The organism is Embleya sp. NPDC050154 (assembly GCF_044460165.1).
GTDB lineage: Bacteria > Actinomycetota > Actinomycetes > Streptomycetales > Streptomycetaceae > Embleya.
On sequence record NZ_JBITJP010000042.1, the window covers coordinates 1 to 15,129 of the forward strand.

General features: G+C 72.0%; 5 protein-coding genes. 4 read left to right on the forward strand and 1 reads right to left on the reverse strand.

Features of this window, described 5'->3' with window-relative positions; genetic code table 11:
* On the forward strand, positions 1–3,464 hold a 3,464-nt coding region (locus ACIBSV_RS47560; protein ID WP_395873816.1), incomplete at its 5' end, for an SDR family NAD(P)-dependent oxidoreductase.
* Positions 3,465–3,527: 63 nt separating this feature from the next.
* The gene (locus ACIBSV_RS47565; protein ID WP_395873817.1) at positions 3,528–8,240 is read left to right on the forward strand and encodes a type I polyketide synthase; all 4,713 of its coding nucleotides are present in this window, start codon (positions 3,528–3,530) and stop codon (positions 8,238–8,240) included.
* A gap of 285 nt (positions 8,241–8,525) precedes the next feature.
* Here ACIBSV_RS47565 and ACIBSV_RS47570 read toward each other — a convergent pair whose 3' ends face one another.
* A complete protein-coding gene (locus ACIBSV_RS47570; RefSeq protein WP_395873818.1) occupies positions 8,526–9,128 on the reverse strand; it encodes a TetR/AcrR family transcriptional regulator in 603 nt (200 codons plus the stop codon).
* A gap of 321 nt (positions 9,129–9,449) precedes the next feature.
* Between ACIBSV_RS47570 and ACIBSV_RS47575 the strand changes: the two genes are divergently transcribed.
* Positions 9,450–10,748 (forward strand): acyltransferase family protein, encoded by a 1,299-nt coding sequence (locus ACIBSV_RS47575; RefSeq protein WP_395873819.1) that lies wholly within the window; start codon positions 9,450–9,452, stop codon positions 10,746–10,748.
* Positions 10,749–11,568: 820 nt separating this feature from the next.
* Positions 11,569–15,048, forward strand: coding sequence for an AAA family ATPase (locus tag ACIBSV_RS47580; protein WP_395873820.1), 3,480 nt, complete (start codon positions 11,569–11,571; stop codon positions 15,046–15,048).
* The last annotated feature ends 81 nt before the right edge of the window (positions 15,049–15,129 follow it).

Consider the following 15,129-nt stretch of genomic DNA (forward strand, 5'->3'; position numbering starts at 1 on the left):
GGAACAACCACATCCACATCGCCGCCCACAACGGACCCAACAACACCGTCGTCTCCGGCGACGCCACCGCACTCGACGAACTCCAACACCACACCGAGACCCACAACATCCACGCCCGACGCATCGCCGTCGACTACGCCTCACACTCCCACCACGTCCAACCCCTCCGCGACCGACTCCTCACCGAACTCGCACCCATCAAACCCCGCCCCGCCCACACCCCCTTCCACTCCACCGTCACCACCACCCACATCCAAGACACCACCACCCTCAACGCCCACTACTGGTACGACAACCTCCGCAACCCCGTCCTCCTCCAACCCACCATCGAACAACTCACCCACAACAACCACCACATCTACATCGAAACCAGCCCCCACCCCGTCCTCACCCACCCCATCACCGACACCACCGAGGGCCACAACGTCCACGTCATCGAAACCCTCCGCCGCGACCAAGGCACCCACCACCGCTTCACCACCAGCCTGGCAACCCTGCACACCCACGGCATCGCCCCGTCCTGGCACGCCCACATCCCCACGCATCGCACCACAGCCGACGATCCCCAACTGCCCACCTACGCTTTCCAACACCAGTCCTACTGGCTCGAGTCACTGCCCTCGGACCGAAACGCGACCGGTCTGGGACTGCACCCGGTCGAGCACCCGCTGCTGACCGCGGCCGTCGAACTCGCGGACGCCGGAACGCACTTGTTCACCGGGCGGATCTCGGTCCGCACCCATCCGTGGCTCGCGGACCATGCCGTCCTGGACACCATCCTGTTGCCGGGTACCGCGTTCCTGGATCTCGCACTGCACGCGGTGGAGGCGACCGACACCGTCGCCCTGGAGGAACTCACGCTGGAGAGCCCCCTCGTCATTCCCGCCGTGGGCGCCGTTCAGCTTCAGGTCGCGCTCACCGCCCCGGACGACACCGGCCGACGCACCATCACCATCCACTCCCGCACCGACGACCCGAACACCGACCAACCCTGGACCCGACACGCTGTAGGCGCCCTCACCGCCGACGAATTCGTCTCTGCGACGCCCGCGTTCGATGCGACGAGCTGGCCTCCGCCCGGGGCGGTCGAGCTGGATGTGTCGGACCACTACGACCGGTTGGCCCTGCACGGCCTCGGCTACGGACCGGTCTTCCAGGGTCTCCGGGTCGCCTGGCAGCTCGGCGACGAGCTGTACGCCGAGGTCGACCTGCCCCCGGACACCGATGTCTCCCGCTTCGGCCTGCACCCCGCACTTCTCGACGCCGCGCTGCATCCGATGGGGCTGGCCCCGGCGCCGGAGCCGGTGGCGGATTCGAGCGCGTCGGAGGTGCCTCGCCCGGTGGTGCTCCCGTTCTCCTGGAACGGGGTACGGCTGCACCGCACCGAGTCGACCTCGGTCCGGGTGCGGCTCACTCCCGTCGGCGAACACGCGGTGGCGCTGGAGGTCGCCGACCGCACCGGTGCCCCGGTGGTCACCGTCGAATCCCTCACCGTACGTCCGCTCTCACCCGAGCAGCTCGCCTCGGCGCGCGGCGGCGGTGCGACGGACTCGCTGTTCCGGTTGGGTTGGCAGCCGGTACCGGCCGGCCCGGTCGAGGCGGGTGCCTGGGCCACCCTGAGTGCGGACGGCCGGTTCCACCACGCCGACGCCGAAGGTGTCTCGTACGCCGATCTCGCAGCGCTGCGCGCGGCGTTGCACGAGTCTCCGGGCTCGCCGCCGGGCATCGTCCTCGCGCCGGTCGGGTCCGCACTCGACGGGGACGCCGCCCCGAAGGCGGTACGTACGGCCGTCGGCGAGGCACTGGCCCTGCTCCAGGAGTGGCTGGCGGACGCGCGGCTCGTCGACAGCCGGCTCGTGGTGGTCACCACCGGCGCCGTCGCCACCCGGTCCGGCGAGGACACGTCCGATCTGGCGGGCGCGGCCCTCTGGGGCCTGTTCCGGTCCGCGCAGAGCGAGCACCCCGAGCGGTTCACCCTGGTCGACACCGACGGCAGCGCCGGGTCGCGCCGGGCCCTGGCGTACGCCGTCGCGGGTAGCGAACCGCAACTGGCCCTGCGGGAGGGAAAGATCCTGGTCCCGCGCCTGGCTCGGGCCGGCTCGGCGGGCGCCGGGGACGATCCGGCGCCGCGCGTCCTCGATCCGGAGGCCACGGTCCTGATCACCGGCGGCACCGGAACGCTCGGCCGGCTGGCCGCGCGGCAGCTGGTCACCGAACACGGGGCCAGGCACCTGCTGTTGGCCAGCCGACGCGGACCGACGGCCGAGGGTGCCGGCGATCTCGCCGACGAACTCATCGGTCTGGGCGCCACCGTGACCATCACCGCGTGCGACACCGCCGACCGCGCAGCGCTCGCCGAACTGCTCGACGCGATCCCCGCCGAGCACCCGCTCGGCGCGGTCATCCACACCGCCGGCACGCTGCGAGACTCCGTCGTCACCGGCCTGACGGGTGAACATCTCGACGCGGTCCTGCGGCCCAAGGTCGACGCGGCCTGGCATCTGCACGAACTCACCCGCGACCACGACCTCAGCCACTTCGTCCTCTACTCCTCGGCGGCGGGTTGCTTCGGCAATCCCGGGCAGGCCAACTACGCCGCCGCGAACACGTTCCTGGACGCGCTAGCCCACCATCGTCGGGCCCGGGGGCTCGCCGGCACGTCGCTCGCGTGGGGCCTGTGGGCCGAGACGAGTGCGCTGACCGGCGGCTTGGACCCGACCGACCGGGCCAGGGTGACCCGTGGCGGACTACTGCCGCTCGACACGCGGGAAGGACTCGAACTGCTCGACGCGGCGCTCGGGCTCGGCGCGCCGGCGCTGCTGCCGGCTCGGCTCGACCCGGCCGCGTTGCGCGCGCAGGCGGCCGACGGCACGCTGCCGGCGATCCTGCGCGAGCTGATCCGGCTGCCCGGTCGACGCACGTCGGCCGTCGCTGTGGAGCCGCTCGCGGACCGGTTGAGCGGGTTGTCCGATGTCGAGCAGTCCGCGCTGCTGCTCGACCTGGTGCGCGGCCAGGTGGCGGCGGTACTCGGGCACGCGAGTCCCGATGCGGTGGTCGGCGATCAGGGCTTCAACGATCTCGGCTTCGATTCGCTCACCGCCGTCGAGTTGCGCAACCGACTCAACGGCGCGACCGGCCTGCGGCTGCCCGCGACGCTGGTCTTCGACTACCCGACCCCGGTCGCGCTGGCGGGCTACCTCCGGGACGGCCTCGCGCCACGCACCTCGCCGTCCGCGCCGGCGCTGGCCGACCTGGACCGCCTCGAAGCGAGCCTGGCACGCCTGGAAGCCACCGAGGACGAGGCCACACGCGGTCGCATCACCCAACGCCTCCAGGCGGTGCTCTCCCGCTGGACGGCTCCCACGACCACCGCCGACGCGGACGTCACCGACCGCATCGACACCGCCTCCACAGACGACATCTTCGACTTCATCGACAACGAACTCGGCCGCTCCCTCCAATAGCCCTTCCCCAAACACCCCGTCCACCCGGTCCACCCGCGCGCGCCCCGTCGAGGAGAAGTTCCGATGGCAACGAATGAAGAGAAGCTCGTCGACTACCTCAAGTGGGTGACCAACGACCTGCACCAGACCCGCCGTCGGCTCCAGGAGGTCGAGGCCAAGGAGGCCGGTCGCGGCCGCGAGCCGATCGCGATCGTCGCGATGAGCTGCCGCTATCCGGGCGGCGTCCGCACGCCCGACGACCTGTGGCGACTCGTCGCCGAGGGCACCGACGCGGTGGGCGGCTTCCCGACCGACCGTGGTTGGGGCGTCGAGGAGCTCTACCACCCCGATCCCGATCGGCTCGGCACCTCTTACACCCGCGACGGCGGCTTCCTGCACGACGCGCACCACTTCGATGCGGAGTTCTTCGGGATCAGTCCGCGCGAGGCGATCGCCACCGACCCGCAGCACCGGTTGCTCCTGGAGACGGCCTGGGAGGCGTTCGAGCGCGCGGGGATCGAACCGACCTCGCTGCGCGGCAGCCGTACCGGCGTGTTCGCCGGCGTGATGTACAGCGACTACGGGTCACGGCTCCAGACCCACGCGGCCGAGGAGTTCGAGGGATACATCGGCAACGGCAGCGCGAGCAGCATCGCGTCGGGACGCCTGTCGTACACGTTCGGTCTCGAAGGACCCGCGCTGACCATCGACACGGCGTGCTCCTCGTCCCTGGTCGCCATTCACCTGGCCGCCCACGCGCTGCGTCAGGGCGAGTGCACCCTCGCCCTGGCCGGTGGCGTCACCGTGATGGCCTCTCCGGGCCTGTTCGTGGAGTTCAGCCGCCAACGCGGACTCGCGCCCGACGGCCGGTGCAAGTCGTTCGCCGCGGCGGCGGACGGCGCCGGCTTCGCCGAGGGTGCGGGCTTGTTGCTGCTGGAGCGGCTCTCCGACGCCGAACGCAACGGACACCCCATCCTCGCCGTCCTGCGCGGCTCCGCCGTCAACCAGGACGGCGCCAGCAACGGACTCACCGCACCCAACGGCCCCTCCCAACAACGGGTGATCCAACAGGCCCTCACCGGAGCCGGACTGACGGCCGATCAGGTGGACGCCGTCGAAGCGCACGGCACCGGCACCACCCTCGGCGACCCGATCGAGGCACAGGCCCTGCTCGCCACCTACGGCCAGGACCGACCCGCCGAACACCCCCTCTATCTGGGCTCGTTGAAGTCCAACATCGGCCACACCCAAGCCGCCGCCGGTGTCGCCGGCGTGATCAAGATGGTGCTGGCCATGCGGCACGGCATACTGCCCAAGACACTGCACATCGACGAACCGTCACCACACGTCGACTGGACCGCCGGCGCCGTCACCCTGCTCACCGAGGCCGAACCCTGGCCCGAGACCGACCACCCGCGCCGCGCCGGCATCTCCTCCTTCGGCATCAGCGGCACCAACGCCCACCTCATCATCGAGCAGGCACCCACCGTCGAACCCGACGCGGTGTCGGCGGCCGATCCGACCACCGGGACCGGCGACGCCCGCCCCGTCCCATGGCTTCTCTCCGCCCGTAACCCGCAAGCGCTCCGGGACCAGGCGCAGCGCCTGCACGCGCACATCGACGCACATCCCGAGCTCGATCCGATCGCCGTCGCGCACACACTCGCCACCCGGCGGACCACGTTCGACCACCGCGCGGCCGTCGTCGCCGACAAGCGCGAGGACTTCCTGCTCGGCCTCACCGCGCTGGCCCAGGGCCAGGTGAGCACCACGACGCTCCGCCACCACCACACACCCGCGGCCGGTCGCGTCGCGTTCATGTACACCGGGCAGGGCAGCCAACGACCCGGCATGGGTGGGCAACTGCGATTGGCCCACCCGGTGTTCGCCGATGCCTTCGAGAACGCCTGCGCCCACCTCGACCCGCACCTGGACACGCCACTGCGCGACGTGATCGACCACCACCCCGAACTCCTCGACCAGACCCGCTACACCCAACCCGCACTCTTCGCCCTGCACATCGCCCTCCATCACCTCCTCACCCACCACGGCATCACCCCCGACTACCTCATCGGCCACTCCATCGGCGAACTCACCGCCGCCCACCTCGCCGGAGTCCTCACCCTCCCCGACGCCGCCACCCTCGTCACCACACGCGCCCGCCTCATGCAAACCGCACCCACCGGCGGCACCATGATCGCCATCAACACCGCCCCCACCGAACTGGCCGAACTCCTCGACGGACACCAAAACCTCGTCTCCATCGCCGCCCACAACGCACCCCACGCCACCGTCATCTCCGGCGACCGGCAACTCTGCCTCCACATCGCCGAACAAGCCCGCACGGCCGGCCACAAAACCAAGGAACTCAAGGTCAGCCACGCATTCCACTCACCCCACATGGACCCCATCCTCGACGAGTTCCACACAATCGCGAGCACCCTTACCTACCACCCCCCACACACCCCACTGATCTCCAACACCACCGGCACCATCGCCACCACCGAACAACTCACCGACCCCACCTACTGGACCAACCACATCCGCCACGCCGTCCACTTCCACGACGGCATCACCACCCTCCACCACCAAAACGTCACCACCTACCTGGAGTTGGGACCCGACACCACCCTCACCACCCTCACGCAGGAGACCGTGCACGCGCTCCGCCGGGACGAGTCCGGTGCCCGGGGCGAATCGGCGTTCGTCCCGCTCCTGCGCGGGCACCGGCCGCAGGCTCGGAGCGTGGCAACCGCCCTGGCCACCGCCCACCTGCACGGGGTGTCCGTCGACTGGCCGTCGGTACTCACCGGACCCGCCGGTCCGCCGCCGCCCGTCGACCTGCCGACGTACGCCTACCAGCGGCAGCGCCTGTGGCTGGACGTACCGGAATCCCCGGGCGCCGAGGCCGGGTTCGACGGTGTGGCGGAGGCGCCGGCCGACGCGCGCTTCTGGGCGGCGGTGGAGAACGACGATCCGGATGCGCTGGCGGACGCGTTGCACGTGGATGCCGACGGACAGGCCGCCCTGCGTGCGTTGTTGCCCGCGCTGACCGCGTGGCGGCGGCAGCGCCGGTGGTGGCACCGGGTGGTCTGGCAGCCGGTACCGGAGCCGTCGAGTGCGGTGTTGTCGGGCACGTGGCTGCTGCTCGCGCCGGCGGATCATCCGGCCGCCGACGACGTGTTCGCCGCGCTCGGCCGGCATGGCGCGCGGCCGATCCGGATCGAGGTCCCGGTCGCCGCGGACGGCGCGCCGGACGTGCACGCGTTGTCCGCCGCTTTGGCGCGGCATTGCGATCCGGACGGAGTGCTGGCCCTGGCACCGCTCGACCCGGATCCGGACCCGGACCCGGCCGGTCGGCTGGTGCGGGTGCTGACGGAGAGCGGGATCAAGGCGCCGCTGTGGTTGCTCACCCACGACGCGGTCGCGCTCCGCGGCGACGCCGCGCCGGCGCGGCCGGACCGGGCGCTCGCGTGGGGCTTGGCCCGGGCGGTGGGCACGGGCGCACCGGACGCTCCGGGTACGGTCCGCCTGGTGGATCTGCCCGAGCGGCCGGACGGGTGGGCGACGGCGCGGCTGGCAGGCGTACTGGCGGGTGCCGACATCGAGGACCAGGTGGCGATTCGGGCCACCGGGGTGTTCGTCCGCCGACTGGTGCGGGCCGCGCCCGGTGCCCGGGCGGCCGACGGCGGCGACTGGAAGCCGCGTGGCACCACGCTGATCACCGGGGGCACCACATCCCTCGGTGCCCAGGTCGCCCGCCGGCTGGCCCGACGCGGCGCCGATCATCTCCTGCTCACCCGGGCCGTCCCGGGTGACACATCGGCGCTGGAGGAGGAACTGGCCGGCCTGGGCACGCGGGTGACGGTCGCCGTCTGCGACCCGGCGGATCCGGCCGAGACGGCGCGGTTGCTCGCGCTGGTCCCGGCCGAGCACCCGCTGTCCGCGGTGCTGCACACGACACCCGCCCCGATCGCCGAAACCGAAACCGTGGCAACCACGCTTGAGGACAAGGCCGTTCACCGGTCGGCGGCGGCGAACCTGGATCGGGCCACCGAGCACCTGGACCTGTCCGTGTTCGTGCTCTTCTCCTCGCTGGCCGGCCTGCTCGGCACCTCGCCGGATCCGGCCGACGCCGGTACACACGCGTATCTGGAGGCGCTCGCCCACGCACGCCGGCAGCGGGGGTTGCCGGCCGGTGTGGTGGCATGGGGTCCGTGGGACTCGACCGGCGCGGGGGCGGTCGAGGTGGACGGGCTGCGGCCGGTGGCCCCGCAGCCGGCGATCGAGGCGCTGTTCGAGGCGCTGGCTCAGGCGCCGGATCGGGACGTGCCGAGCCTGGTCGTCGCGGACGCCGCGTGGGATCGCCTGCCTGCCCGCTCCGCGGGGGTGGGCGCGGCCGCGCTGGTGCGCGATCTCGCGGCGACGGGCGCCTCGTCGGGCCCGGCGGACGCCGGCGCGGCGGCCGACGCGGGTGATCGGTCCGTCGAGGTTCGGCGGCGGGTGCTGGCGGCCCCGGACGACGCGGCGGGCGAGCGTGTCCTGCTCGACATCGTGCTCGGGCACGTGGCGGCGCTGCTCGGGCACGGGTCGGGCGCGGCGATCGACGCCGACGAGGACTTCGTCGCGTTGGGTTTCTCCTCGTTCACCGCACTGGAGTTGCGCAATCTGCTGAGTGCCGCGATCGGGGTCGAGTTGGCCACGGTGGCGGTGTTCGACAATCCGACGCCTGCCGCGCTGGCCCGGTTCCTGCGGCTGGAGATCGAGGCGAGCGAGCCGGTCCCGGCCGCGGTTTGAGCGAACTCCCGGTACACGTACGGCGTCCCGCGACCGATTCGGTCGCGGGACGCCGTGCGTGGGTGTGGGCAATCGGTGCCGTGACCGGGAAACACACACGAGCACTCGGTGCCGTGGCCGGGAACGTACACGAGCGCTCGCTCCCGTGGTCGAATCACGAGTGCTCGCTCCCGTGATCGGAAACTTGCCCGGGTGCACGGTGCTCTGGCCTCGGACGGTACACCGGAGCTCGCTCCGTGACCGGAAACATGCCCGGGTGCTCGGTCCGCGCCGGGCGCCGGTCGGTCAGCCCGCGCGCGCCGGTGTGGCCTCGGCCGTGCGCAGGCCGCCCATGGTGAGTTCGAGGAGCCGGTCGGTCTGACCCGCGTCGCTTGGGGCCTGTTCGATGGCCCAGGCGATGCCGTTGGCGATCTTGAGCAGATCGGAGATGTCGGTGTCCTTGCGCACGGTGCCGGCCTGCTGGGCGCGCAGGAGCAACGCGGCGCCGGCCGAGCGCATCCGGGTGTGGCACGAGGACGCGGTCGTTTCCTGTTCGAGCATGGTGGCCATCAGCGACGCGGCGAGCCCGCGGTAGGTCGTCGCGTAGGCGATCACCGAGCGCAGCCAGGTGGCCAGCGCCTCCTCGGGCACAGGTGCGTCCAGCAGGGCCTGTGCCTCGCTGCACAGCCCCTCGACGCCGTCGTGGAACACCGCTTCGAGCAGTGCGTGTCGGGTCGGGAAGTTGCGGTACAGCGTGCCGGGGCTGACCCCGGCGCGGCGCACGATGTCGTCCAGTGGCGCGTCCGGCCCGTGCTCGGAGAATGCCTCGCCGGCCGCGACGATCAGCCGTTCGTAGTTGCGCCGGGCGTCCGCGCGCATCGCACGTGCCGGGGGCTGCTCAGTCGTCATCGCCGATCCCCTGGTTGCACTGTTGCCGAAATCCTGGAAACGGGGCGTCCAGGATACGTCGGGGGCCGAACGGCCTTTGTACACGGTACCCGGCAGGCCAGGCGTCCGGTGCCGCACCGGGCCTGCCGGGGACCGCCTTTCGGTCGATTGCCGAGTCCCAAAGGCGGGATTAGCGCGAGCAAAGAACGGCTTAAGCCCGCGACCGCACCCTCGAACCGACCGCCGCGTGATACCGGCTCGCCCCGGAGCGCTCGGCGCGGTCGATCGGCTCCCCGCCCGTACCGCCCGCCGTTGCCGGGCCGCCGACAGGAATGGCGATCCATGACCGGAATCGATTCCGCAAAGAAACAGAGCACGCTGCCCTCTCTCACCGGCATGCGGTTCTTCGCCGCACTGATGGTGTTCCTCGCGCACGCCTCGGATCAGCGGTTCTTCCGGGACGCCGGTTTCAGCGCCGACTTCAATGATGTGGTGCGCGGTTCCGGATATGTGGGGGTCGCCTTCTTCTTCGTGCTCAGCGGCTTCGTGTTGACCTGGTCCGCTCGGGCCGGCGACACTGCCCGGGCCTTCTGGCGCCGGCGCGCGGCGAAGGTGTATCCGAACACGGTGGTCGCGGTCGTACTCGCCGCGATCTTGTTGAGCACCACCGATCGGGTGCTCGAGGCGAGGGTCCTGATCCCGAACCTGCTGCTGATCCAGTCCTGGATTCCCGACCTGGAGATTTTCCTCGGGGTGAACCCGCCCACGTGGTCGCTGGCCTGCGAGTTGTTCTTCTATCTCTCGTTCCCGCTGCTGCTGGTGGGCATCAAGCGCATCCCGGGCCGCTACCTGTGGCCGGTGGCGGCGGGCGTGGCGGCGGTGGTGGCGGTGATGCCGCTGGTGGCCGAACTCATCCAGGGCGGCGTGATGTTCCCCCCGCCGGTGTCGGTGTCCTTCCCCAGGTTCTGGTTCGTGTACGCGTTCCCGCCGGTGCGGATGCTGGAGTTCGTGCTGGGCATGCTGATGGCCCGGATCGTGCTGACCGGTCGGTGGATTCCGCTCGGTCGGTTGCCCGCGCTGGCGCTGGCGATCGGCGCGTTCGTGGGGCTCAAGCACGCGTCGACGCTGTTCTCCATCGTCGCGGTGATGGTGGTGCCGATCGCGCTGTTGATCTCCTCGGTGGCCGCCGCCGACGTGCGCGGCGCGCGGTCGTGGCTCGGCAGCCGGTTCGTGGTCCGGCTCGGCGAGATCTCGTTCGCGTTCTACCTGTTGCACCAACTCGTGCTGTCCTACGGGCATCGCTGGTTGGGCCTGCACCGGACCTGGAGCACCCCGGGCGCGTTCGGTGTGCTGGCGGCGCTGCTCGTGGTGGCGCTGGCGTTGAGCGCGGTGCTGCACGCCGTGGTGGAGCAGCCCGCGATGGCACGATTCGCCCGGCCGAGGCGTCGGCCCGCCCCGATCGAGCCGGCCGCCGAGTCCGCTTCCCGAGGCGGACCGGGCGCCGGGTCCGATTCCGCCGGCGGTACGGGTTCCGCGTCCGATCCCCGCGGCGGTCCGGACGCCGGGTCGTCCGAACAGCGTCCGACGCTGCCGGCGGCGAACGCGTCGTCCGCTCGCGGCGAGCCGTCCACCGTGGACTGACGGCCCGTCACCTCAGGCCCCCGGTGCCACCGGCGCGGACGTCCGCGTCGCACCTTTCGCCCTCCTCGTTCGTTCGTCGCCCATCGGGCCACGGACCCACGGGGAGGGCGTCCTGTGTTTCCGTTCGGTTTCCCCAGCGTGTCCGCCCGTTGGACGCTCGGTCACGCCCAGCACGGATTTTCAGACAAGATCTGCACTCGGTGACCGGCCACCGCCTGTTGCGTGACGACTCGTGTGATCACCGGGTCTTTCGCCGTCCGGCCGTCGCGGACCAGGGCGAATCCGGTGTCCGCGAGTACTCGGATCGAAGAGACGTTCGGTTGGCGGGTGACCGAAAACCGCGTGCGGGCCGGATCGAACGGCTAAACGGAGAGAGTGTCGGGTTAGCCTGATCCCGCACTGAACCCTGCGGGCCCGACCGACCCGGGGCCTACAGCCGAGGACGTTGACAGCACTCGAGGGGTCATCGTGATGTGCTTCATTCGACACCGCTCCACCTCAGCGATCCAAGTGGGCACCACCTCCGACCGCTGCTGTCCGGGGCGCTGTCCGCGCCCGTAGGGTCACTCGTCTCGCGTCCGAATCAGCCGGAGTCGCCCCATCCGCCCGCCCCGGCGGGGCGTGATCCTCCCCAAGGCATCGGATCGCGACATTCGACGTCGCATTCGTCCGCGCCCGGTTCCGGGTGCGGTCGAACCTGCCGTCCGTCGCCACGTCGGCGAGGTCGGCGAATCCTTCCCGGAGCCATGTGCCCGGGGTGAATTTGGTGTGCGCGGGGGAATGGAGTTGTGCCGTTATGCACGGGGATACGGTCGGATTGGTGGAACGCGGACGCGAGTTGGCGATATTCGGGGAGCTGCTGACCGGCTGCCGGGACCGGCGGGGCCGATTGTTGTTGGTGGAGGGCGCGGCCGGGGCCGGAAAGTCGTCGCTGCTCCTGGGCTTGCGCGAAGAGGCGTCGACGGGCGGATTCCGGATTCTCCAGGCCCGGGGTTCGCGGTTCGAGGAGAGTTTTCCGTTCGGGATCGTGCGTCAATTGTTCGAGCCTTTGCTGGCCTGTGCGCCGCCGGAGCTGCGGGCGGCCATGTGGTCCGGCGCGGCGGAATTGTCGGCTCCGCTGTTCGAATACGCCGGTGGTCTGCTTCCGCTCGGTGACGACGACGCGCGGGGCAGCGCGGCCGAACGGCAGGCATTGTTTCACGGTCTGTATTGGCTGTGCGTGAATGTCGCCGACCGCGAGCCGCTGGTGCTGGTCGTCGACGACGTGCAATGGGCCGACGAGTCGTCCCTGCGTTTCCTGCATTATCTGGCCACCCGGCTGGACGAGTTGCCCGTGGTCGTGGCGGTGGCCACCGAGTCGATGCGCTGGGGGCCGCAGGCGGACGTGGTGCGCGCCATGGTGTCTTCGCCGCTGGCCCGGGTCGTGCGCGCCGAGCCGTTGACCGAGACGGGCGTGCGCGAGTTGGTGATCCGCGTGGTCGGCGCGGATCAGGGCACCGGATTCGCCCGGTTGTGCCACGAGGCCACCGGTGGCAACCCGTTCTTCCTTCGCGAGTTGCTGGGCGAACTCCAGGCGGACGGCGTGGTTCCGGTCGATGGGCCGGGCTCGCCCGCCGTGGTCGTTCCCGAACCGGCCTGCCCCGACGGCGAGGGGGTGCGGGTGTTGTCCCGGGCGGGCGACGGCCGCAGTGTGTCCGTCCCGGTGGGCCCGTGGGCCGGGTCGGCACCCGGCGGCGACACCGTGGCGATGGCCTTCGGGAAGGCCGTCGACCGGAGCGTACGGACCGGCGAGGCGGTCCTGGGCGCCGAGGACCGCGCGCGGGGCGCCCTGGTCGAGGTGGCATCCGGTGCGCGCGCCGACGGGCCGGCCCCCGCCACCGGGCGGGCCGGGTTCACCTCCCGGGCGGGCGGCACGTTCCCGGTGACCTGGCGCAACGAGCCCGCCTCGGCGTTCGAGGGTGTGGGCTCCGGTGTGCCCGGGCCGGCTCCCGGGGGCGGCGCCGAGCGCGGCGACGCCCGGCGCGCGGTGTCCGTCCGTACGGTCTCCGCCGAGGACGGGATCGACGCCCCCACCGAGGACGGTCGTTGCGGGGACGTGGTGGCCCGGGTCTCCCGGCTCGCGCCGGGCAGCGTCTCGCGCAGCGTGGTGCGCCGCCTGCGGCTGTCGCCCGGCCCGGTCGCGGTGTTCGCCGAGGCGATGGCGGTCGTGGGGTTGACCGCGGATCCGGTACTGGTGGGCCAGATCGCCGGGTTGAGCCGGGCCGAGGCCACCGAGGCGGTGGGCGTCCTGGTCGAACTGGGCATGGTGCACGCCGGTTCGCCGTTGCGCTTCGTGCACCCGATCGTGCGCGAGACGTTGTACCGGGATCTACCGCTGCGCCTGCGCCACCGCGCGCATGTGCGGGCCGCGCGGGCGCTGACCGGCGCGGGCACGTTGCGGGGCGAGGCGGCGGGCGAGGCCGCGGACCATCTGATGGAGGTGCCGCCGGCCGCGGATCCCTGGGTCGCGGACGTCCTGGCGGTGGCCGGGCGCGGCGCCCTGGCCCACGGCGACCCCGGGGCGGCGGTGCGCTATCTGCGCCGAGCCCTGCACGAACCGGCGCCGCCCGCGACTGTGCCGGCGTTGTGCGCGACGCTGGGCCGGGCCGAGTTGCGCGCGCGTGGCGGGCACGCCTGCCGCCGACTGGCCCAGGCCCTGGACGCCGCGCCCGATCCCGAGGCCCGGGCCCGGGTCGGTGTGGATCTGGCCTCGGCGCTGGTGGCCGCGTGCCGGCACGACGAGGCGATCACGCTGCTCCAGGGGTTACGCGAGGAACTGGCCGCCGTCCTGCCGACGGACGGCTCCGATCCCGACGGCGAGGGTTTCCTGCGGGTGTGCATGGCGCTGACCGTGGTCGCCCAACTGATGCCCGCCACCCGGCATGTCGCCGCCCGCGAGCTGGCCGGCCTGGGCGAGTGGGCCGGCGAGCACCAGTGCGACGACCCGGCCACCAACCCGGTGCCCACCACACGATGGGGGCCCGACTGCGTGTGCGCCGACATCCGCCGGGTGCTCATCGCCGCCGACACCGTGCAGGCGCTGAGCGAGGGCAGGCCCGCCCAGCAGATCGTCGAACGCGTGCAACACGCGCTCACTCAGGGCTGCTTCGCCTACGGGCGGCTGGTCACCGGGCCGGACGGGGAACTGCATCCCATCCTGCTGCTGGCCGGGGCGCTCGCGCACTGCAACCGGCTGACCGAGTCGGACACGCTGCTCACCCGCATCCTCTCCGACGCGCGCGATCAGAACCTGACCCTGGCCGCGGACGCCGCGCGGGCCTCCCGGGCCTGGGTTCGGTGGCAGCGCGGCATGCTCGCGGAGGCCGAGACCGACGCGCGCACGGCCCTGCGGGCGATCCATCCGGACGTCGCCGCCGACGCCCCGCCACCGCCGGGGAGCGTGTTGTGCCTGGCCACCGCGGCGCTGGCGTCGACCCTTGCCGTCCGGGGCGACCTCACCGGCGCGGCCCGGCTGTTGGAGGACGCGCCGGACCTGGACACGCCACAGACCCTGACCCTGCTGCCGCTGCTGGTCGCCCGGGGGCGGGTACGGCTGGCCCAGGGGCACTCGGAGAACGCGCTCGACGACATCCTGCACGCCAGGGCGCTCTTCCATCGCTGGACCGCGCCGACCCCGGTCGCGTTCCTGCCCACCATCGACGCGGTCACCGCGCTGGTCCGGCTCGGCCGCACCGACGAGGCCCGGGCGCTGGCCGAGGCCCAGGTGCCCGCCGGGCGCGCGTTCGGGGCGCCGCGCACCATCGCCGGCGCGTTGCGGGCCACCGCGCAGACCGCGCGCGGTACCGACCGGGTACGGATCCTGGAGGAGGCCCTCCAGCACATCCGCACCACCCCGGCGGTGCCCGACCACACTCTGACCCTGCTCGAACTGGGCATCGCGCATCGACACAACGACCAGCACATGCAGGCCCGTTGCCGGTTGCGCGAGGCGGCCGACCTGGCCGAGAGTTGCGGCGCGACCGCGCTGGTCACCCGCGCCCGGGAGGAGCTCGACGCGATCACCTCGCGCACCCGGGGCCGGCAGCCGCGCCGGACCGGTCAGACCGGTCTGACGCCCCAGGAGCGCCGGGTCGCGGACCTGGCCGCGGCCGGATACCGCAATCAGGAGATCGCCCACACGCTGTTCGTGACGGTCAAGACCGTCGAGTGGCATCTCAGTCAGGTCTACCGCAAGCTCGGCATCAACTCCCGCGCCGAGTTGGGCGACACCCTGGAGACGGACGGCACCGAGAGCGCCTGACCGACCGACGAAACCGGGACCGGCCGCACGCGGGCCGGTCCCGCGTCGTTGCCTCTGCGGCCCGGGCCGGTCCGCGTCCTT